The organism is Pseudomonas sp. Pseusp18 (assembly GCF_059506005.1).
The window spans coordinates 5,916,162-5,936,648 of sequence record NZ_CP169240.1 but is presented as its reverse complement, the minus strand read 5'-3'; the positions used below and the strand labels follow the sequence as shown (position 1 = coordinate 5,936,648).

Here is a 20,487-nt window from a genome sequence, read left to right as displayed (position 1 = left end):
GGGTACGCCAAATGTTGCAACCAAAGCGTACGAAGTTCCGCAAGCAAATGACTGGTCACAACCGTGGCCTGGCATTGCGCGGTAGCAAAGTCAGCTTCGGCGAGTTCGCGCTGAAGTCTGTTGCTCGTGGTCGTCTCACCGCTCGTCAGATCGAGTCAGCGCGTCGTGCTCTGACCCGTCACGTTAAACGTGGCGGCAAGATCTGGATCCGTGTATTCCCGGACAAGCCTATTTCCAAAAAGCCACTCGAAGTTCGGATGGGTAAAGGTAAGGGTAACGTGGAATACTGGGTTGCCCAGATTCAGCCAGGCAAAGTCCTGTATGAAATCGAGGGTGTTTCTGAAGAGCTGGCGCGTGAGGCTTTCGCCCTGGCTGCTGCAAAGCTGCCGCTCGCCACCTCCTTTGTTAAACGGACGGTGATGTGATGAAAGCGAATGAACTTCGTGAAAAATCCGCACAGCAGCTGAACGAGCAACTGCTCGGCCTGCTGCGCGACCAGTTCAATCTGCGTATGCAGAAAGCAACTGGCCAGTTGGGGCAGTCTCATCTGCTCTCGCAAGTTAAGCGTGACATCGCTCGCGTGAAGACTGTGCTCAACCAGCAGGCAGGTAAGTAATCATGGCTGAAGCCGAAAAAACTGTCCGTACGCTGACTGGCCGTGTTGTCAGCGACAAGATGGACAAAACCATCACCGTTCTGATCGAGCGTCGCGTTAAGCACCCGATCTACGGTAAATACGTTAAGCGTTCGACTAAGCTGCACGCGCACGACGAAACCAATCAGTGCCACATCGGCGACAAAGTCACTATTCGTGAAACTCGTCCTTTGGCCAAGACCAAGTCTTGGGCGCTGGTTGATGTTCTCGAACGCGCTGTGGAAGTCTAAGGACTAGGGGTCGGAGAAATTATATGATTCAGACTCAATCCATGCTCGATGTGGCCGATAACAGCGGCGCTCGCCGCGTTATGTGCATCAAGGTGCTGGGTGGCTCCCATCGTCGTTACGCTGGTATCGGTGACATCATCAAAGTTACCGTGAAGGAAGCAATTCCTCGCGGTAAGGTGAAAAAAGGCCAAGTGATGACTGCTGTTGTAGTCCGCACTCGTCACGGCGTTCGCCGTGCAGATGGCTCCATTATCCGCTTTGATGGCAACGCTGCTGTTCTTCTGAACAACAAGCAAGAGCCGATCGGCACCCGTATCTTTGGGCCAGTGACCCGTGAACTTCGTACTGAGAAGTTCATGAAGATCGTCTCGCTCGCCCCAGAAGTGCTGTAAGGAGATCCGACATGCAAAAGATTCGTCGTGACGACGAGATCATCGTGATCGCCGGCAAAGACAAAGGTAAGCGCGGTAAGGTGCTGAAGGTTCTCGCTGATGACCGTCTGGTCGTTGGTGGTCTGAACCTGGTCAAGCGTCATACCAAGCCTAACCCGATGTCGGGCGTACAGGGCGGTATCGTCGAGAAAGAAGCGCCATTGCACGCTTCCAACGTCGCCATCTTCAACGGCGAAACCAACAAGGCTGACCGCGTTGGTTTCAAAGTAGAAGACGGTAAGAAAATTCGTGTCTTCAAGTCGACCCAAAAAGCGGTTGATGCTTGAACACTGCTAGGTAGAAGACCATGGCACGACTAAAAGAGATTTACCGGAAGGAAATCGCACCGAAACTTAAGGAAGAACTTAAGCTTTCGAACGTGATGGAAGTTCCGCGCGTTACCAAAATCACCCTGAACATGGGTCTGGGCGAAGCGATCGGCGACAAAAAAGTCATCGAGCACGCTGTTGCTGACCTGGAAAAGATCACCGGCCAGAAAGTCGTTGTGACCTACGCTCGGAAATCCATCGCTGGCTTTAAAGTCCGTGAAGGTTGGCCGATCGGCGTCAAAGTGACCCTGCGCCGTGAGCGTATGTACGAGTTCCTGGATCGTCTGCTGTCGATCTCCCTGCCTCGGGTTCGCGACTTCCGCGGCCTGAATGCCAAGTCCTTCGATGGTCGTGGTAACTACAGCATGGGCGTTAAAGAGCAGATCATCTTCCCGGAAATCGACTACGACAAGATCGATGCTCTCCGCGGTCTGGACATTACCCTGACCACCACTGCCAAGAACGATGATGAAGGTCGCGCCCTGTTGCGTGCTTTCAAATTCCCGTTCCGCAACTGATTGGAGTAGGAAAATGGCCAAGATGAGCATGAAAAACCGCGAGCTGAAGCGTCAGCTCACGGTTGCCAAGTACGCCAAAAAGCGTGCAGCACTGAAAGCTATCATCGTTGATCTGAACGCAAGTCCAGAAGCGCGTTGGGAAGCTACAGTAGCTCTGCAGAAGCAGCCACGTGACGCAAGTGCTTCGCGCATGCGTAACCGCTGCCGCCTGACCGGTCGTCCACACGGCGTTTACCGCAAGTTCGGCCTTGGCCGTAACAAGCTGCGTGAAGCTGCAATGCGTGGTGACGTACCTGGTCTGGTTAAAGCCAGCTGGTAAGCACTGTCAAAGTCTCGGTGTTCGGGGTCGCAAGATCCTGACCATCGGTGACCTTGAACTTGAATCAAGCCCCTATTGGGGCTTGATTCATTTGTGGGGTGTGTCTAGAATACCCGGCTCGCCTGAGCCCGTGCTTTTTTTGCGCGGATGTACTCGGCGACACGTAGTAGCCGCAAGGCTAATTTTTTGTGTATTAGGAGCGTCTAGCCCATGAGTATGCAGGACCCGTTAGCGGACATGCTAACTCGAATCCGTAATGCCCAGATGGCTGAAAAGTCCGTCGTAAGCATGCCATCTTCTACTTTGAAGGTAGCTGTTGCCAAAGTCCTGAAGGACGAAGGTTACATTGCGGGTTATCAGATCAGCAGCGAAATCAAGCCACTGCTGTCCATCGAGCTGAAGTACTTCGAAGGCCGTCCGGTCATCGAGGAAGTGAAGCGCGTTAGCCGTCCAGGCCTGCGTCAGTACAAGTCCGTCGATGATCTGCCAAAAGTTCGTGGCGGTCTCGGTGTGTCTATCGTCTCCACCAACAAAGGTGTGATGACGGATCGTGCTGCGCGCGCTGCCGGTGTCGGCGGCGAAGTTCTTTGCACTGTGTTCTAAGGGGGGATAAGCATGTCACGCGTCGCTAAGAACCCCGTTAAGCTGCCAGCCGGTGTCGAAGTCAAATTCGCAGGCCAACAGCTTTCGGTGAAGGGTGCCAAGGGCACTCTCGAACTGAACATCCATTCGTCCGTTGAGATCGTTGAAGAAGCTGGTGAGCTGCGTTTCGCTGCTCGCAATGGCGATCAACAAACTCGCGCAATGGCTGGTACCACTCGTGCGTTGGTAAACAACATGGTCCAAGGCGTAAGCCAAGGCTTCGAGCGTAAGCTCCAGCTGGTCGGTGTTGGTTACAAAGCGCAAGCAAAAGGCACAGTGCTGAACCTGGCTCTTGGCTTCTCGCACCCAGTGGATTATGAACTGCCGGAAGGCATCACCGCTGAGACTCCTAGCCAGACCGATATCCTGATCAAGGGCATCGACAAGCAGCTGGTAGGTCAAGTGGCCGCCGAGATCCGCGACTTCCGTCCACCAGAGCCGTACAAAGGCAAAGGTGTGCGCTACGCGGACGAAGTCGTCCGTCGTAAAGAAGCCAAGAAGAAGTAGGGCATAGCAAATGACCGACAAAAAAGTTACTCGACTGCGTCGCGCTCGCAAAGCACGCCTGAAAATGCACGAACTCGAAGTCGTGCGTCTCTGCGTGTTCCGCTCGTCGCAGCACATCTACGCCCAGGTCATTTCGGCCGACGGCAACAAAGTCCTGGCAAGTGCCTCGACTTTGGATAAAGAACTGCGTGATGGTGCCACCGGCAACATCGACGCGGCCACTAAGGTTGGCCAGCTGGTCGCTACGCGTGCTAAAGCCGCTGGCGTCTCGCAGGTGGCTTTCGACCGCTCTGGCTTCAAGTACCACGGCCGCGTCAAGGCGCTGGCTGATGCTGCTCGTGAAGCTGGGCTGGAGTTCTAAGTTATGTCAAATAACGACCAAAAGCGCGACGAAGGCTACATCGAGAAGCTGGTTCAAGTTAACCGCGTAGCCAAAACCGTTAAAGGCGGCCGTATCTTCACTTTCACCGCGTTGACCGTGGTTGGTGATGGTAAAGGGCGCGTTGGCTTCGGCCGTGGCAAGTCGCGTGAAGTGCCTGCTGCGATCCAGAAGGCAATGGAAGCTGCTCGCCGCAACATGATCCAGGTTGATCTGAACGGCACCACTCTGCAGTACGCAATGAAGTCCGCCCACGGCGCTTCGAAGGTGTACATGCAGCCTGCTTCTGAAGGTACCGGTATCATCGCTGGCGGCGCTATGCGTGCTGTCCTCGAAGTTGCTGGCGTTCAGAACGTTCTGGCCAAGTGCTACGGCTCGACTAACCCGGTAAACGTGGTTCACGCCACTTTCAAGGGTTTGAAAGCAATGCAGTCTCCTGAATCCATTGCCGCCAAGCGTGGCAAAAGCGTCAAGGAGATCTTCTGATCATGGCTACCGTTAAAGTTACGCTGATCAAAAGCATGACCGGCCGCATCCCTAACCACAAACTGTGCGTTAAGGGTCTGGGTCTGCGTCGCATCGGTCACACTGTAGAAGTCCAGGATACTCCCGAGAATCGCGGGATGATCAACAAGGCTTACTACATGCTGCGTGTCGAGGGTTAATCGATGAAACTCAATGATCTGAGTCCAGCGCCGGGTTCCCGTCGCGAAAAGCATCGTCCGGGCCGTGGTATCGGTAGCGGTTTGGGTAAGACTGGTGGCCGTGGTCACAAAGGTCAAACCTCCCGTTCCGGTGGCACCATTGCTCCAGGCTTTGAAGGCGGTCAACAGCCGCTGCATCGTCGCCTGCCGAAGTTTGGTTTCGTTTCCCTGAAAGCCATGGACCGCGCAGAAGTGCGTCTGTCCGAGCTGGCTAAAGTGGAAGGCGACATCGTCACCGTGCAGTCCCTGAAAGATGCCAACGTGATCAACGTCAACGTTCAGCGTGTGAAAATCATGCTGTCCGGCGAAGTTACTCGCGCTGTCACCATCGGAAAGGGAATCGGCGCCACCAAAGGTGCGCGTGCGGCTATCGAAGCAGCTGGCGGCAAGTTCGAGGAATAAATGGCTAAGCAAGGTGCTCTCTCTGCGCTCGGCAAAGGCGGTATGTCTGAACTCTGGGCTCGTCTGCGTTTTCTGTTCCTGGCGATTATCGTCTACCGAATAGGCGCACACATCCCGGTTCCAGGTATCAACCCGGACCGACTCGCGGACCTGTTTCGACAGAATGAGGGGACCATTCTTAGCTTGTTCAACATGTTTTCCGGCGGCGCGCTGGAACGGATGAGCATCTTTGCGTTGGGGATCATGCCGTACATTTCGGCATCGATCATCATGCAACTGATGACCGCCGTCAGCCCGCAGCTGGAACAGTTGAAGAAGGAAGGTGAAGCTGGCCGTCGCAAGATCAGCCAGTACACCCGCTACGGCACTGTCGTCCTCGCTCTCGTCCAGGCTATTGGCATGTCCATTGGTCTGGCGGGGCAGGGCGTTGCGTTCACTGGTGACTTTGGCTTCCATTTCGTCGCGGTATCCACTTTTGTGGCTGGTGCGATGTTCATGATGTGGCTGGGTGAGCAGATTACTGAGCGTGGTGTTGGCAACGGTATCTCGATGTTGATTTTTTCGGGTATCGTCGCCGGTCTTCCGAGAGCGATCGGGCAGTCTTTCGAGTCTGCACGTCAGGGTGATATCAATATCTTCGCCCTGGTTGCCATCGGTTTGCTGGCAGTAGCGATTATCGGTTTCGTGGTGTTCATTGAGCGTGGCCAGCGTCGTATTGCTGTTCACTACGCCAAGCGTCAGCAGGGCCGTAAGGTCTTCGCTGCGCAGACCAGCCACTTGCCGCTGAAGGTGAACATGGCCGGTGTTATTCCGGCTATTTTCGCGAGCAGCATTTTGCTGTTCCCGGCTTCGTTGGGTGCCTGGTTCGGTCAGTCTGAAGGTATGGGCTGGTTGCAGGACATCTCGCAGTCGATCGCTCCTGGTCAGCCGTTGAATATTCTGCTGTTTAGTGCAGGGATTATTTTCTTCTGCTTCTTCTATACGGCGTTGATGTTCAATCCGAAAGACGTAGCGGAAAACCTGAAGAAGTCCGGTGCCTTTATTCCGGGCATCCGTCCAGGTGAGCAGTCTGCGCGCTACATTGATGGCGTTCTGACTCGCTTGACCATGTTCGGTGCTCTTTACATGACGGCCGTCTGCCTGTTGCCCCAGTTCCTGGTGGTTGCAGCAAACGTACCGTTCTACCTTGGCGGGACCTCGTTGCTGATCGTGGTCGTGGTTGTGATGGACTTCATGTCCCAAGTACAATCGCACCTCGTTTCGCACCAGTACGAATCCCTGATGAAGAAAGCCAACCTGAAGGGTTACGGCAGCGGCATGTTGCGCTGAGTACCCATAAGGTTCGAGGAGTTGGTGATGAAAGTTCGTGCATCGGTGAAAAAGCTGTGCCGTAACTGCAAGATTATTCGCCGCGAAGGTGTTGTTCGAGTAATTTGCAGCGCGGAACCGCGTCACAAACAGCGCCAAGGCTGAGTGTGATTGTGCTTCAAGCCCGGCAGCTAGTGCGCTGCCGGGTTGATTATTTGTTATTACAGCGATATTATCTCGCGCCCTATTTCTTGGCTTCCGGGGCGTAGGTAGCTGTCAATTGGAGTCCCACTGAATGGCCCGTATTGCAGGCGTTAACATTCCAGATAACAAGCATACTGTTATCTCGCTGACCTACATCTATGGTGTTGGTCGCACTACTGCACAGAAAATTTGTGCAGTGACTGGGGTAAACCCAGCGGCAAAGATCAAAGATCTGAGCGACGAGCAGATTGAACAGCTGCGTGGCGAAGTGGCGAAGTTCACCACTGAAGGTGACCTGCGTCGCGAAATCAACATGAAAATCAAGCGTTTGATGGACCTCGGTTGCTATCGCGGTCTGCGTCATCGTCGTGGTCTGCCAGTACGCGGTCAGCGTACCAAGACCAACGCGCGTACCCGTAAAGGTCCGCGTAAGCCGATCCGCAAGTAATCGCCCCAGCGAATCGACAGGAAATTAATCATGGCAAAACCTGCTGCTCGTCCTCGTAAAAAAGTTAAAAAGACAGTGGTTGATGGCATCGCCCACATCCATGCTTCTTTTAACAACACCATCGTGACCATTACCGACCGTCAAGGTAACGCTCTTTCCTGGGCTACCTCCGGTGGTTCGGGTTTCCGCGGTTCCCGCAAGTCCACCCCGTTCGCTGCTCAAGTAGCTGCTGAACGTGCTGGTCAAGCTGCGCTGGAATACGGCCTGAAAAACCTCGACGTTAACGTCAAAGGTCCAGGTCCAGGTCGTGAATCCGCAGTCCGCGCTTTGAACGGCTGTGGCTACAAGATCGCCAGCATCACCGACGTGACGCCAATCCCGCACAACGGGTGCCGTCCGCCGAAGAAGCGCCGCGTGTAATCCAGGAGATTGTAAAGAATGGCTCGTTACATTGGTCCAAAATGCAAACTCGCTCGTCGCGAAGGCACCGATCTCTTTCTGAAGAGCGGCGTGCGCGCGATCGAATCGAAGTGCAACATCGAAGCAGCACCTGGTATCCACGGCCAACGCCGCGGTCGCCAGTCCGATTACGGCACCCAACTGCGTGAAAAGCAGAAGGTCCGTCGTATCTACGGCGTTCTCGAGCGTCAATTCAGCGGCTACTACAAAGAAGCTGCTGGCAAGAAAGGCGCAACTGGCGAAAACCTGTTGCAACTGCTCGAATGCCGTCTGGACAACGTTGTATACCGTATGGGTTTTGGCTCTACTCGTGCCGAATCCCGTCAGCTGGTATCGCACAAGTCGATCAGCGTTAACGGTCAGACCGTAAACGTTCCGTCCTACCAGGTTCGTGCTGGTGACGTGGTCGCAGTTCGCGAGAAAGCAAAGAACCAACTTCGCATTGTCCAAGCTCTCGATCTGTGTGCCCAACGTGGCCGCGTAGAATGGGTAGAAGTAGACACTGAGAAGAAGTCGGGCGTTTTCAAGAACGTTCCTGCTCGCAGTGATCTGTCCGCCGACATCAACGAAAGCCTGATTGTCGAGCTCTACTCCAAGTAAGGGCTAGAAAATAGGTGCATCCATGCAGATTTCGGTAAATGAGTTCCTGACACCCCGCCATATTGATGTGCAGGTTGTCAGTCCAACCCGCGCCAAGATCACTCTCGAGCCTCTCGAGCGTGGTTTCGGCCACACCCTGGGCAACGCGCTGCGCCGCATCCTGTTGTCCTCAATGCCCGGCTGTGCAGTAGTCGAGGCCGAGATTGACGGTGTGCTCCACGAGTACAGCGCCATCGAAGGTGTACAGGAAGACGTAATTGAAATCCTGTTGAACCTTAAAGGTCTGGCTATCAAGCTGCACGGTCGAGACGAAGTTACGCTGACCTTGTCGAAGAAGGGTTCGGGGGTGGTTACCGCTGCCGATATTCAGCTGGATCATGATGTCGAGATCGTTAACCCCGATCACGTAATCGCTAACCTGGCGTCTAACGGCGCCCTGAACATGAAGCTCACTGTAGCTCGTGGTCGTGGTTATGAACCGGCAGACTCGCGTCAGAGCGATGAAGACGAAAGCCGCAGCATCGGTCGCTTGCAGCTTGACTCTTCGTTCAGCCCGGTTCGCCGTATCGCATACGTGGTGGAAAACGCCCGTGTCGAACAGCGTACTAACCTGGACAAGCTGGTTATTGATCTGGAAACCAACGGTACCCTGGATCCTGAAGAGGCTATCCGCCGTGCTGCAACCATCCTGCAACAGCAGTTGGCTGCGTTCGTCGATCTCAAAGGTGACAGTGAGCCAGTGGTTGTCGAGCAGGAAGACGAGATCGATCCGATCCTGCTTCGCCCGGTTGACGATCTGGAACTGACTGTACGTTCGGCTAACTGCCTTAAGGCGGAAAACATCTACTACATCGGCGACCTGATTCAGCGTACCGAAGTAGAGCTGTTGAAGACTCCGAACCTTGGCAAGAAATCCTTGACTGAAATCAAGGACGTTCTGGCCTCCCGCGGTCTGTCCCTCGGCATGCGCCTCGACAACTGGCCGCCTGCAAGTCTTAAGAAGGACGACAAGGCGACTGCCTGATCGTCGTAATCACCGAACGTTGTGTTTGGTAAGGAATGAACCATGCGTCATCGTAAAAGTGGTCGTCACCTGAGCCGCACCAGCTCGCACCGCAAGGCCATGTTTCAAAACATGGCGGTGTCGCTGTTCGAGCACGAGCTGATCAAAACTACACTGCCAAAAGCCAAAGAACTGCGCCGCGTTGCTGAGCCGCTGATCACTTTGGCCAAGACAGACAGCCTGGCTAACCGCCGTCTGGCTTTCGACCGTACTCGTTCGAAAGCTATCGTTGGTAAGCTCTTCAACGACCTGGGCAAGCGTTACGCTACCCGTGAGGGTGGCTACCTGCGCATCCTCAAGTGCGGTTTCCGCGCTGGCGACAACGCGCCTATGGCGTACGTCGAGTTGGTTGATCGTGCTGTCGGCGGTGAAGCTGTATCCGCTGAGTAAGACGTCAGTCTGAAACAAAGAACCGGGCCTAGTGCCCGGTTTTTTGTGCCTATAAAAAATGCGCCATGCATACAAGCTTCTATGCTGTCTAGGTCTGCATTATAGACAGGGGGAAATTATTGTTAGTTATTTCCTATTGAGGCCTACAGATTAATGCATTGGTAGCGTTCATATAGAAGATTAATACTTCCCCTCAAGCCGATTAGCCGGCATATCAAAATTGATAGAGGAAGAAGATCAAAATGAGCCAAAACAAGACGTTGACCACCGCCAGCGGCGCACCTGTCGCGGATAATCAGAACTCCCTTTCCGCCGGCCCTCGAGGCCCGTTGCTGCTCCAGGATTTTCACCTGATAGAAAAGCTGGCGCACTTTAACCGTGAAAACATCCCGGAGCGTCGTGTACACGCCAAGGGCTCCGGTGCCTACGGCACGTTCACCGTCACCCATGACATCACTCAGTACACCAGGGCAGCCCTGTTTTCGACGGTAGGCAAGCAGACTCCGACCTTCCTGCGTTTTTCCACCGTGGGTGGTGAGCGCGGTTCGGCTGACACCGCACGAGATCCGCGTGGTTTCGCTCTGCGGTTCTATACCGAAGAAGGTAACTGGGACGTCGTTGGCAACAATACGCCGGTGTTCTTCATTCGCGATCCGCTGAAGTTTCCCGACTTCATTCACACGCAAAAGCGTGACCCGCACACCAATTTGAAAAGTTCGCAGAATGTTTGGGACTTCTGGTCGCAGTCGCCGGAGGCGCTGCACCAGATCACTATCCTGATGTCCGATCGGGGTATTCCCGATGGCTACCGGCACATGCACGGATTCGGCAGCCACACCTTCAGCCTGATCAACGCCCAAGGCGTTCGTCACTGGGTTAAATGGCACTACAAGACCCAACAAGGCATCAAAAACCTCGATCCAGCAGTCGCGGCGCAACTTGCGGGTACTGATCCGGATTACGCCCAGCGCGACCTGTTCAATGCCATCGAGCGAGGAGATTTTCCGAAATGGCACGTACGCATGCAGGTCATGACTGAGGCTCAGGCCGCTAACCATCCTGATAATCCCTTTGATGTGACCAAGACCTGGTCTCAAAACGACTTTCCATTGATTGATGTCGGTGTGCTGGAGTTGAACCGCAATCCTGTCAATTACCACGCTGAGGTGGAACAAGCTGCCCTCGCTCCGAGCAATATCGTGCCTGGCGTCGGCTTCTCGCCGGATCGCATGTTGCAAGGTCGGATCTTCGCTTACGCTGATGCGCATCGGTACCGCGTGGGGACCAACCACCAGCAACTGCCGGTGAACGCACCGCGCAACCCGGTGAATACCTATCAGCGTGATGGTGCCATGGCGTATGGCAATTACGGCACTGGCGCGCCCAACTACGAGCCAAACAGCTATCCGAATGCACCGAAGCAGGATCCAGGCTACGACGAGCCGCCATTGCCACTGAATGGCGCTGCTGATCGTTATGATCATCGTGTAGACCGGGATTATTACAGCTATGCCGGAGATTTGTTCCGGCTGATGACCCCTGCACAGCAAGCGCTGTTGGTCAGCAACATCGCCGGTTCGATGGACGGTGTCTCTGGTGACGTCATCGATCTGGCATTGACGCATTTCTACCAGGCTGACCCGGCGTACGGAGCCGCAATCGCAGCACTGTTAGGCAAATAGCTTAACGAAGTCTAAACGATAAGCAGAACCGCCCTCATTTGGGCGGTTTTTGCGTTATTTAAACCGCTTTTCTCAGAATATCTTCGCTTTTATTGCGTCAGGCGAGTGACCTTCGGGTCAGCTTGGTTCAAACTACAGACTTTCAAGCAGGGAGATGTAGGGCGATGCAAGGTCACCCAGACGTAATCGATTACCTCAACACGTTGCTGACAGGCGAACTGGCAGCGCGTGATCAATATTTCATCCATTCGCGGATGTACGAGGACTGGGGGTTCACCGAGCTCTACGAGCGTATCAACCACGAGATGGAAGAAGAGGCGCAGCATGCTGACGCCCTGATGCGTCGGATCCTGATGCTCGAAGGTACGCCGCGCATGCGTCCAGACGATCTCGATGTCGGCACCACCGTGCCGGACATGCTCGCCGCTGACCTGCGTCTGGAATATAAAGTTCGTGCCGCGCTGTGCAAGGGCATTGAGCTTTGCGAGCTGCACAAGGATTACGTCAGCCGCGAGATCCTGCGCATTCAGCTGAATGACACCGAGGAAGATCACACCTACTGGCTGGAGAAACAGCTGGGTTTGATCAAATTGATCGGTCTGGAGAATTACCTGCAATCGCAGTTCTGATCCTTCAGGCAGATCACGCACAAAAAAAGCCCCTGTCACCAACAAAGTGACAGGGGCTTTTTCATGGGCCCGATTCAGGCCTTGTCGCGAGCCAGCAGTGGCTTGAGATAGTAGCCAGTGTGAGACTGCTTCATCTCCGACACATCCTCCGGCGTACCGGCGGCGATGATCTGGCCGCCCTTGGAACCACCTTCCGGCCCCAGATCCACCAGCCAGTCGGCGGTCTTGATCACATCCAGGTTGTGCTCGATTACCACCACGGTGTTGCCGTGGTCGCGCAAACGATGCAACACGTCGAGCAGTTGCTGGATATCCGCGAAGTGCAGGCCGGTAGTCGGTTCATCGAGGATGTACAGGGTCTTGCCGGTATCGCGCTTGGACAACTCGCGGGACAGTTTCACCCGCTGGGCTTCACCACCCGACAGCGTCGTCGCCGATTGCCCCAGTTTGATGTACGAAAGGCCTACGTCCATCAACGTCTGAAGCTTGCGCGCCAAGGCCGGAACCGCGTCGAAGAACACCCGGGCTTCCTCGATGGTCATCTCGAGGGTTTCGTGGATGCTCTTGCCCTTGTACTTGATCTCAAGGGTTTCGCGGTTGTAGCGCTTGCTCTTGCAGATGTCGCACGGGACATAGATGTCCGGCAGGAAGTGCATTTCCACTTTGATCAGGCCATCGCCCTGACAGGCTTCACAGCGTCCGCCCTTCACGTTGAAGGAGAAACGCCCCGGTCCGTAACCGCGGGAGCGGGACTCCGGTACGCCGGCGAACAACTCGCGAATCGGCGTGAACAATCCGGTGTAGGTCGCCGGGTTGGAGCGCGGCGTGCGACCGATCGGGCTCTGATCGATGTCGACGACTTTATCCAGGTGCTCAAGGCCCTTGATACTGTCGTGAGCCGCCGCTTCCAGGGTGGTTGCCCCGTTGAGTGCGGTAGCGCTCAAAGGAAACAGCGTGTTGTTGATCAGCGTCGATTTGCCCGAGCCGGACACGCCGGTCACGCAGGTCAGCAGGCCGATCGGAATCTCCAGATCGACATTGCGCAAATTGTTGCCGCGAGCACCCTTTAGGGACAACGACAACTTCTTGTTACGGGGTGTGCGTTTGGCTGGAACAGCGATCTTTACTCGGCCCGACAAATACTTGCCAGTCAGCGAATCAGGGTGAGCCATGACTTCGTCCGGCGTCCCTTCGGCAACGATATGCCCGCCGTGCACACCTGCGCCCGGGCCGATGTCCACCACATAGTCAGCCAGACGAATCGCGTCTTCATCGTGCTCGACCACGATCACCGTGTTGCCGATGTCACGCAGGTGCTTGAGTGTGCCGAGCAATCGGTCGTTGTCCCGCTGGTGCAGGCCAATTGACGGTTCATCGAGGATGTACAGAACCCCCACCAGACCGGCGCCAATCTGACTGGCCAGGCGAATGCGCTGGGCCTCACCGCCGGACAGCGTGTCGGCACTGCGATCCAGTGACAGATAGTCCAGGCCAACGTTGACCAGAAACTGCAGGCGTTCGCGGATTTCCTTGAGGATCTTGTCGGCAATTTCGCCACGGCGGCCAGTCAGCTTCAGCACGCCGAAGTATTCGCAGGCATCGCCGATCGGCAAGTTGGTCACCGCTGGCAAGGTCTTCTCGCCAACCCACACGTGTCGCGCCTCGCGACGCAGACGGGTGCCACGGCAATCCGGGCAAGGCTGGGTGCTGAGGAACTTGGCCAGCTCTTCGCGGACCGAAGCTGATTCGGTTTCGCGGTAGCGGCGTTCCAGGTTCGGCACGATGCCTTCGAACGGGTGCGAGCGTTTGACGATATCGCCGCGGTCGTTCAGGTACTTGAAGTCGACATTCTGCGAGCCGCTACCATGCAGGATGAATTTCTGTTGATCGGCCGGCAGTTCGTTGAACGGCACTTCGAGGCTGAACTTGTAGTGGGCAGCCAGCGAGCCAAGCATCTGGAAGTAATAGACGTTGCGCCGGTCCCAGCCGCGGATCGCGCCTTCGGCCAGGGTCAGTTCACCGTTCACCAATCGTTTGGTGTCGAAGAACTGCTTAACCCCCAGGCCATCGCAGGTCGGGCAGGCGCCGGCCGGGTTGTTGAAGGAAAACAGCTTGGGTTCCAGCTCGCTGATGGCGTGGCCGCAGATCGGACAGGCAAAGCGTGCGGAGAAGATGATTTCTTCGCCGGGCTCGTCGTCCATTGGCGCCACCAGAGCGATGCCGTCCGCCAGTTTCAGCGCGGTCTCGAACGATTCGGCCAGGCGTTGTTGCAGATCGGCGCGGACCTTGAAGCGGTCGACCACGACGTCGATCGAGTGCTTCTTCTGTTTATCCAGCTTCGGCAACTCGTCCAGCTCACAGAGTTTGCCGTTGACCCGGGCCCGCACAAAGCCCTGGGCCCGCAGTTCTTCGAAGACCGAGAGGTGTTCGCCCTTGCGCTCGCGGATTACCGGAGCCAACAGCATCAGTTTGCTGCCTTCCGGTTGCGCCAGCACCAGGTCGACCATCTGGCTGACGGTCTGGGCTTCCAGCGGAATGTCGTGGTCCGGGCAGCGCGGAATACCGACGCGAGCGTAGAGCAGGCGCAGGTAATCGTAGATTTCGGTAATGGTGCCAACCGTCGAGCGCGGGTTGTGCGAGGTCGACTTCTGTTCGATGGAGATCGCCGGCGACAGACCTTCGATGGTGTCGACGTCAGGTTTTTCCATCATCGACAGGAATTGCCGGGCGTAGGCCGACAGCGATTCGACATAGCGGCGCTGGCCTTCGGCGTACAGCGTGTCGAAGGCCAGGGACGACTTGCCGGATCCGGACAGGCCGGTGATGACGATCAGTTTGTCCCGTGGCAGGGTCAGGTCGATGTTCTTCAGGTTGTGGGTTCGGGCCCCACGAATCAGGATCTTGTCCAAAGTGGCCTCGCTCGGCGGGCGTCGAAAACGTAGGAGTATACGGCCAAATACTGGATGGATGCACACTATCAAATGAGGGGCGCGCAACCTTGCATGAAGATTGCGTCATCTGTACGCGTCATAGCGTCGCGATATACCCCGTCAATCGATGGGACTGGTAGAATCGCCGCCGGTTCACATGAGGTTTTTCCATGCACGATCCCCACAGCGAACGCATGAGTGGCAGTGAGACCCGCGCAGCAAGCGGTCTGGCCCTGGTGTTCGCCTTCCGTATGCTTGGCATGTTCATGGTGTTGCCGGTGCTGGCGACCTATGGGATGGACCTGGCGGGCGCGACCCCGGCCCTCATCGGGTTGGCGATTGGCGCTTACGGCCTGACCCAGGCGATTTTTCAGATTCCCTTTGGCTTCATTTCCGACCGCATCGGTCGTCGTCCAGTGATTTACCTGGGGCTGATCGTCTTCGCCCTGGGCAGCGTGCTGGCGGCCAATGCCGATTCGATCTGGGGCGTCATCGCCGGACGCATCCTGCAAGGCGCCGGGGCGATTTCCGCGGCGGTCATGGCGTTGCTGTCGGACCTGACCCGGGAACAGCATCGGACCAAAGCCATGGCCATGATCGGCATGACGATCGGTCTGTCGTTCGCGATTGCCATGGTGGTAGGGCCATTGCTGACCCGTGCCTTCGGCCTCTCGGGGCTGTTCTTCGCCACCGGCGGCATGGCGCTGCTCGGTATCGTCATCGTGATGTTCATGGTGCCGCGCGCCACCGGGCCATTGCAGCACCGCGAGTCCGGCGTCGCGCGTCAGGCGCTGATACCGACGCTCAAACACCCGGACCTGCTGCGCCTGGACCTGGGCATTTTTGTGTTGCACGCGATGTTGATGTCGAGCTTCGTTGCATTGCCCCTGGCGCTGGTCGAAAAAGCCGGTTTGCCCAAGGAGCAACACTGGTGGGTGTACCTGGCTGCGCTGCTGATTTCCTTCTTCGCCATGATCCCGTTCATTATTTACGGCGAGAAGAAACGCAAAATGAAACGAGTTTTATTGGGCGCCGTGCTGACGCTGATGCTCACTGAGCTATTCTTCTGGCAGTTCGGCGACAGCTTGCGGGCTCTGGTAATTGGCACGGTGGTGTTCTTCACCGCGTTCAATCTGCTGGAAGCTTCATTACCGTCGCTGATCAGCAAGGTTTCACCGGCAGGTGGCAAGGGCACGGCGATGGGGGTCTATTCCACCAGTCAGTTCCTCGGTTCGGCACTGGGCGGGATCCTCGGCGGCTGGTTGTTCCAGCATGGCGGTTTGTCGGTTGTATTCCTTGGATGCGCCGGCCTGGCTGCCCTCTGGTTGGCCTTTGCTGTTACCATGCGCGAACCACCTTATGTCACGAGCCTGCGCTTGCCGTTGTCGCCCGAGGCGATCCGCGAAGCGGGTCTGGTTGAGCGCCTGAAGGCCGTCGTAGGGGTAACAGATGCGGTGATCGTTGCTGATGAAGCGGCGATTTACATCAAATTGGACACAGAACTATTGGATCGCACGACCCTTGAGCGCCTGGTGAACAACCCGGCCGAGGCAGCGTGCGTAGCCTAGGAGAACGTTATGGCCCGTGGGGTTAACAAAGTCATATTGGTCGGCACTTGCGGCCAGGATCCCGAAGTTCGCTACTTGCCTAACGGTAACGCCGTGACCAACCTGAGTCTGGCGACCAGCGAACAGTGGACCGACAAGCAAACCGGTCAGAAGGTCGAGAAGACCGAATGGCACCGTGTTTCGATGTTCGGCAAAGTAGCCGAAATCGCCGGCGAATACCTGCGTAAAGGTTCGCAGGTCTACATCGAAGGCAAACTGCAGACCCGCGAGTGGGAAAAAGACGGTATCAAGCGTTACACCACTGAAATCGTGGTCGACATGCAAGGCACCATGCAACTGCTGGGCGGCCGTCCACAACAGGGCGACCAACAAGGCGGGGGCAATAACTACCAGCAATCCGCTCCAGCTCCACGCCAGCAGGCTCCGCGTCCGCAGCAGTCGGCACCGCAACAGTCGCGCCCGGCTCCACCGCAGGCCGCACCGCAACCGGCTCCGGATTTCGACAGCTTTGATGACGATATTCCGTTCTGATAAAGCTGCTATCCAGTCAGTAATAAAAAAAGCGAAGCCATTGATCTGGCTTCGCTTTTTTGTTGGCGCTGTTAACTGGATAGAGCGGTCATGTTGGCCCGCGCCATGTGCAGTTTTTTGTAGCTCTCGATCAAGCGCAGATGCCTATCGAGCCCCTCCAGCTTCATGCTGGTCGGCGTCAAGCCATGGAAGCGCACGCTGCCGTCCACCGATCCGATCGCTGCATCCATCCGCTCGTTGCCAAACATCCGGCGGAAATTGGCCTCGTAGTCTTCCAGTTCCAGGTCTTCGTCCAGCTTCATTTCCAGCACCACATTGACCGCCTGATAGAACAAGCCGCGCTCGACGGTGTTGTCGTTGTACTGCAGGAACATTTCCACCGCCTCTTTCGCCTCTTCAAATTGCTGTAGGGCGAGATAAATCAGCAGCTTCAACTCCAGGATCGTCAGCTGACCCCAGGCCGTATTGTCGTCAAACTCGATGCCGATCAAGGTGGTGATGTCGGTGTAGTCGTCCAGCTCACTTTCCACCAGACGCTCAACCAGCGCTTGCAGTTCCTCTTCGTCCAGGCGATGCAGGTTCAGGATGTCGGCGCGGAAGAACAGTGCTTTGTTGGTGTTATCCCAGATCAGATCGTCTACTGGATAAATTTCCGAATAGTCTGGCACCAGGATGCGGCAGGCCGTTGCACCGATATGCTCGTAGACCGCCATGTACACTTCTTTGCCCATGCCTTCGAGAATGCCGAACAAGGTTGCGGCTTCCTCGGCATTCGAGTTTTCACCCTGGCCGGAGAAGTCCCACTCCACGAATTCGTAATCCGATTTTGAGCTGAAGAAGCGCCACGACACCACGCCGCTGGAGTCGATAAAGTGCTCGACGAAGTTATTTGGCTCGGTCACGGCATGACCTTCAAACGTCGGCTGGGGCAGGTCGTTGAGGCCTTCGAAGCTGCGGCCCTGCAGCAATTCGGTCAGGCTGCGCTCCAGCGCCACTTCCAGGCTCGGGTGCGCGCCGAACGAGGCGAACACACCGCCGGTACGCGGGTTCATCAACGTGACGCACATCACCGGGAATTCACCTCCCAGGGACGCATCCTTCACCAGCACGGGGAACCCTTGCTCTTCCAGCGCCTGAATCCCGGCCAGTATCCCGGGGTACTTCGCCAGCACGTGAGCCGGCACATCCGGCAGGGCAAATTCACCTTCGATGATTTCGCGTTTTACCGCGCGCTCGAAAATCTCCGACAGGCACTGCACCTGGGCTTCGGCCAGCGTGTTACCGGCACTCATGCCGTTGCTCAGGAACAGGTTTTCAATCAGGTTGGACGGGAAATACACCACCTCGCCGTCGGACTGGCGCACGTACGGCAGCGAGCAGATGCCGCGCTCTTCATTGCCTGAGTTGGTGTCGATCAGGTGGGAACCACGCAGCTCGCCGTCGCGGTTGTAAATCTTCAGGCAGTACTCGTCGAGGATTTCGGTCGGCAGTGCATCCTTACGGCCAGGCTTGAACCAGCGCTCGTCCGGGTAGTGCACAAACGCTGCGTTGGCGATGTGTTCGCCCCAGAACTGGTCGTTGTAGAAGAAGTTGCAGTTGAGTCGCTCGATAAACTCGCCCAACGCCGACGCCAACGCGCCTTCCTTGGTCGCACCCTTGCCGTTGGTAAAGCACATCGGCGAGTGCGCATCGCGGATATGCAGCGACCACACATTGGGCACGATATTACGCCACGAGGCGATTTCAATCTTCATGCCCAGGTCCGCCAGAATGGCCGACATGTTGGCGATGGTTTGCTCCAGCGGCAGATCCTTGCCGGCAATATAGGTGCTCGCCTCTGAGCTGGAAGCAGGCATCAGCAACGCCTGGGCATCGGCGTCGAGGTTGTCCACTTCTTCGATCACAAATTCAGGCCCGGCTTGCACCACTTTCTTCACGGTGCAACGGTCGATGGAGCGCAGGATGCCCTGGCGGTCCTTGTCGGAGATGTCCGCCGGCAACTCGACCTGGATCTTGAAAATCTGGTTGTAGCGGTTTTCCGGGTCAACAATATTGTTCTGCGACAGGCGGATGTTATCCGTGGGGATATTGCGCGTGTTGCAGTACAACTTCACAAAATACGCCGCACACAACGCCGACGAAGCCAGGAAGTAGTCGAACGGACCCGGTGCCGAGCCATCGCCCTTGTAGCGGATAGGTTGATCGGCCACCACCGTGAAGTCATCGAACTTGGCTTCAAGTCGCAGGTTGTCGAGAAAGTTGACCTTGATTTCCATGGGGGATTACCAGAATAACGGCTAAACGAATGGCCGCCATTATCCGGCATTTGCGCAGTAAGTCTTGTGGGTGTCTGACGATATGTCGACACCAAGCTTTTTTAGTGGGCAATGAAGGGCTCAGTCGAGTATCAGATGCGGCAAGAACCGGCTCGAATCCTTGGTAATCAAGCTGTTGTCCTCACGCACGCCGATGCCGGCCGCCTGATCCCCGATCACCCAGGAGCCGATCAGCGTGTAGCTGTCGCCAAATTTCGGCAGCGGGGCAAACTCCTGAAGGATAAACGGCGCATCAGTGTAGGGGCCGTCCTCTTTTACGATCAGACCCTCAGCGGTTTGCAGCTCAATGTTTGCGCCTTCCCGTGAGAAGAACGGCTTGCGCACCCAACCTTTGGGCACCGCTTTACTCGGATCGGAGTCCAGGTGCGCCGCGAGCAGGTTCGGGTGACCTTGGTTGAACTCCCATAGCAGCGGCAGGATGCCCTTGTTGGAGATGATGGATTTCCAGGGCGGTTCGAAAAACTGTGTGTCGCTCTGCGCAATCGCTGCGCCGAAGGGTTCGTGGAAGATGAACTCCCAGGCATGCAGTTTGAACAGGTGAGGGATCCAGCGATCTTCGAGGTCGACGAAACGTCCGTCGCTGGTGAGGCCAATGTCTTCGATGTCGATGTGCCGCGATTCGATGCCGACCTTTTCCGCGACCAGGCGCAGGTAATCAGTGGTGCCCTTGTCTTCGACCGAGTCTTTCATCGAGGCGAAATAGAAGGGCTGTTTGAGCTGCAGTTGGGCAAAAGCCTGATGCAGCTTGGTATCGATGCTGTTGAACTGGTCGGCGTGCCTGGGCAGCAAGCCGCGTTCGATGCATTGCTCCAGCCAGCCCCACTGAAACGCCGCGGCCTCATACAGGCTGGTCGGCGTGTCGTAGTTGAGTTCCAGCAACTTGGCTGGCCCGCTGCCGTTGTAGGAGAAGTCCATGCGCCCATACAGGTGCGGGTGGCCTTCGAGCCATGAAGTGCGAATCATGTCGAAGAACGGCGCGGGGATGCTCAAGCGCTCCAGCAACTCTTCGCTTTGCACCACTCGCGCCACCAGGTCCATGCACATCTCATGAACTTCGGTGGTCGGGTCTTCGAGGTCGTTCTCGATCTGCTTGAGCGTGAACTGGTAGTACGCGCTCTCGTCCCAATAGGGTTCGTCGTCGATGGTATGGAACAGGAAACCGAGGCTTTCGGCGGTCTGTTTCCAGTCATGACGCTCTGCGCAGAGGATTTTCTTCATGGCCT

27 protein-coding genes are annotated in these 20,487 nt (G+C 56.3%); 24 read left to right on the top strand and 3 right to left on the bottom strand.

The features are described from left to right. Window positions 1–11 precede the first annotated feature (11 nt). The 22 genes from rplP to bfr all read left to right on the top strand — a co-directional run bounded on the left by rplP (window position 12) and on the right by bfr (window position 11,899). Entirely contained in the window at window positions 12–425 is a 414-nt protein-coding gene (gene rplP / locus ACEN9A_RS26795; RefSeq protein WP_003228729.1) for a 50S ribosomal protein L16, read from the top strand. Further along, the gene (rpmC, locus tag ACEN9A_RS26790) at window positions 425–616 is read left to right on the top strand and encodes a 50S ribosomal protein L29 (RefSeq protein ID WP_002555481.1); all 192 of its coding nucleotides are present in this window, start codon (window positions 425–427) and stop codon (window positions 614–616) included. Before rplP ends, rpmC begins: the two co-directional genes overlap by 1 nt. Window positions 617–618: 2 nt before the next feature. Next, on the top strand, window positions 619–885 hold the full coding sequence (rpsQ, locus tag ACEN9A_RS26785; protein ID WP_003176419.1) for a 30S ribosomal protein S17: 267 nt from the start codon (window positions 619–621) through the stop codon (window positions 883–885). A 23-nt stretch (window positions 886–908) separates the two neighbouring features. After that, on the top strand, window positions 909–1,277 hold the full coding sequence (gene rplN, locus ACEN9A_RS26780) for a 50S ribosomal protein L14 (protein WP_002555479.1): 369 nt from the start codon (window positions 909–911) through the stop codon (window positions 1,275–1,277). Between the two features lie 11 nt (window positions 1,278–1,288). Then, complete coding sequence (gene rplX / locus ACEN9A_RS26775; protein WP_007896770.1) at window positions 1,289–1,603, top strand: 50S ribosomal protein L24; 315 nt, start codon at window positions 1,289–1,291, stop codon at window positions 1,601–1,603. Between the two features lie 20 nt (window positions 1,604–1,623). Further along, window positions 1,624–2,163: a 50S ribosomal protein L5 gene (gene rplE, locus ACEN9A_RS26770; RefSeq protein WP_003210069.1), complete on the top strand. Its 540-nt coding sequence runs from the start codon at window positions 1,624–1,626 to the stop codon at window positions 2,161–2,163. Window positions 2,164–2,176: 13 nt separating this feature from the next. Continuing rightward, entirely contained in the window at window positions 2,177–2,482 is a 306-nt protein-coding gene (gene rpsN / locus ACEN9A_RS26765; protein ID WP_003176414.1) for a 30S ribosomal protein S14, read from the top strand. A 210-nt stretch (window positions 2,483–2,692) separates the two neighbouring features. Further along, entirely contained in the window at window positions 2,693–3,085 is a 393-nt protein-coding gene (rpsH, locus tag ACEN9A_RS26760) for a 30S ribosomal protein S8 (RefSeq protein ID WP_003186040.1), read from the top strand. 12 nt (window positions 3,086–3,097) lie between these two features. Next, a complete protein-coding gene (rplF, locus tag ACEN9A_RS26755; RefSeq protein WP_003176412.1) occupies window positions 3,098–3,631 on the top strand; it encodes a 50S ribosomal protein L6 in 534 nt (177 codons plus the stop codon). 10 nt (window positions 3,632–3,641) lie between these two features. Continuing rightward, entirely contained in the window at window positions 3,642–3,992 is a 351-nt protein-coding gene (gene rplR, locus ACEN9A_RS26750) for a 50S ribosomal protein L18 (protein ID WP_003186037.1), read from the top strand. Between the two features lie 3 nt (window positions 3,993–3,995). Further along, window positions 3,996–4,496: a 30S ribosomal protein S5 gene (rpsE, locus tag ACEN9A_RS26745; RefSeq protein ID WP_003186035.1), complete on the top strand. Its 501-nt coding sequence runs from the start codon at window positions 3,996–3,998 to the stop codon at window positions 4,494–4,496. 2 nt (window positions 4,497–4,498) lie between these two features. Further along, complete coding sequence (rpmD, locus tag ACEN9A_RS26740; protein ID WP_003176408.1) at window positions 4,499–4,675, top strand: 50S ribosomal protein L30; 177 nt, start codon at window positions 4,499–4,501, stop codon at window positions 4,673–4,675. A gap of 3 nt (window positions 4,676–4,678) precedes the next feature. Further along, window positions 4,679–5,116: a 50S ribosomal protein L15 gene (gene rplO, locus ACEN9A_RS26735; protein ID WP_003228720.1), complete on the top strand. Its 438-nt coding sequence runs from the start codon at window positions 4,679–4,681 to the stop codon at window positions 5,114–5,116. Continuing rightward, window positions 5,117–6,445 carry a preprotein translocase subunit SecY gene (secY, locus tag ACEN9A_RS26730; protein WP_003228718.1) on the top strand — a complete coding sequence of 443 codons (1,329 nt, stop codon included), beginning with the start codon at window positions 5,117–5,119 and terminating at the stop codon, window positions 6,443–6,445. It abuts the gene before it with no gap. A gap of 27 nt (window positions 6,446–6,472) precedes the next feature. Then, window positions 6,473–6,589 (top strand): 50S ribosomal protein L36, encoded by a 117-nt coding sequence (rpmJ, locus tag ACEN9A_RS26725; protein ID WP_002555468.1) that lies wholly within the window; start codon window positions 6,473–6,475, stop codon window positions 6,587–6,589. Window positions 6,590–6,719: 130 nt separating this feature from the next. Continuing rightward, window positions 6,720–7,076 carry a 30S ribosomal protein S13 gene (gene rpsM / locus ACEN9A_RS26720; protein ID WP_003186020.1) on the top strand — a complete coding sequence of 119 codons (357 nt, stop codon included), beginning with the start codon at window positions 6,720–6,722 and terminating at the stop codon, window positions 7,074–7,076. A gap of 30 nt (window positions 7,077–7,106) precedes the next feature. Then, on the top strand, window positions 7,107–7,496 hold the full coding sequence (rpsK, locus tag ACEN9A_RS26715) for a 30S ribosomal protein S11 (protein WP_002555466.1): 390 nt from the start codon (window positions 7,107–7,109) through the stop codon (window positions 7,494–7,496). An 18-nt stretch (window positions 7,497–7,514) separates the two neighbouring features. Next, complete coding sequence (gene rpsD, locus ACEN9A_RS26710) at window positions 7,515–8,135, top strand: 30S ribosomal protein S4 (protein WP_003176404.1); 621 nt, start codon at window positions 7,515–7,517, stop codon at window positions 8,133–8,135. Between the two features lie 22 nt (window positions 8,136–8,157). Further along, complete coding sequence (locus ACEN9A_RS26705; protein WP_003186012.1) at window positions 8,158–9,159, top strand: DNA-directed RNA polymerase subunit alpha; 1,002 nt, start codon at window positions 8,158–8,160, stop codon at window positions 9,157–9,159. 42 nt (window positions 9,160–9,201) lie between these two features. Further along, on the top strand, window positions 9,202–9,588 hold the full coding sequence (rplQ, locus tag ACEN9A_RS26700) for a 50S ribosomal protein L17 (RefSeq protein ID WP_007924175.1): 387 nt from the start codon (window positions 9,202–9,204) through the stop codon (window positions 9,586–9,588). A 242-nt stretch (window positions 9,589–9,830) separates the two neighbouring features. Then, on the top strand, window positions 9,831–11,270 hold the full coding sequence (locus ACEN9A_RS26695; RefSeq protein ID WP_258671297.1) for a catalase: 1,440 nt from the start codon (window positions 9,831–9,833) through the stop codon (window positions 11,268–11,270). Between the two features lie 164 nt (window positions 11,271–11,434). Beyond that, window positions 11,435–11,899 carry a bacterioferritin gene (gene bfr / locus ACEN9A_RS26690; protein ID WP_007933692.1) on the top strand — a complete coding sequence of 155 codons (465 nt, stop codon included), beginning with the start codon at window positions 11,435–11,437 and terminating at the stop codon, window positions 11,897–11,899. 74 nt (window positions 11,900–11,973) lie between these two features. Here the strand turns inward: bfr and uvrA are convergent, their stop codons facing one another. Next, window positions 11,974–14,808, bottom strand: a complete 2,835-nt coding sequence (gene uvrA, locus ACEN9A_RS26685; RefSeq protein ID WP_258671296.1) for an excinuclease ABC subunit UvrA — start codon at window positions 14,806–14,808, stop codon at window positions 11,974–11,976. Between the two features lie 191 nt (window positions 14,809–14,999). Here uvrA and ACEN9A_RS26680 point away from each other — a divergent pair, with 191 nt between their 5' ends. Both ACEN9A_RS26680 and ACEN9A_RS26675 read left to right on the top strand, forming a co-directional pair. Continuing rightward, entirely contained in the window at window positions 15,000–16,397 is a 1,398-nt protein-coding gene (locus ACEN9A_RS26680) for an MFS transporter (RefSeq protein WP_019650831.1), read from the top strand. Window positions 16,398–16,406: 9 nt separating this feature from the next. Beyond that, entirely contained in the window at window positions 16,407–16,928 is a 522-nt protein-coding gene (locus ACEN9A_RS26675) for a single-stranded DNA-binding protein (RefSeq protein ID WP_007933689.1), read from the top strand. Between the two features lie 71 nt (window positions 16,929–16,999). Here ACEN9A_RS26675 and ACEN9A_RS26670 read toward each other — a convergent pair whose 3' ends face one another. Next, complete coding sequence (locus tag ACEN9A_RS26670) at window positions 17,000–19,204, bottom strand: OsmC domain/YcaO domain-containing protein (RefSeq protein ID WP_258671295.1); 2,205 nt, start codon at window positions 19,202–19,204, stop codon at window positions 17,000–17,002. A gap of 120 nt (window positions 19,205–19,324) precedes the next feature. Next, the gene (locus ACEN9A_RS26665; protein WP_258671294.1) at window positions 19,325–20,482 is read right to left on the bottom strand and encodes a glutathionylspermidine synthase family protein; all 1,158 of its coding nucleotides are present in this window, start codon (window positions 20,480–20,482) and stop codon (window positions 19,325–19,327) included. Between the last annotated feature and the right edge of the window lie 5 nt (window positions 20,483–20,487).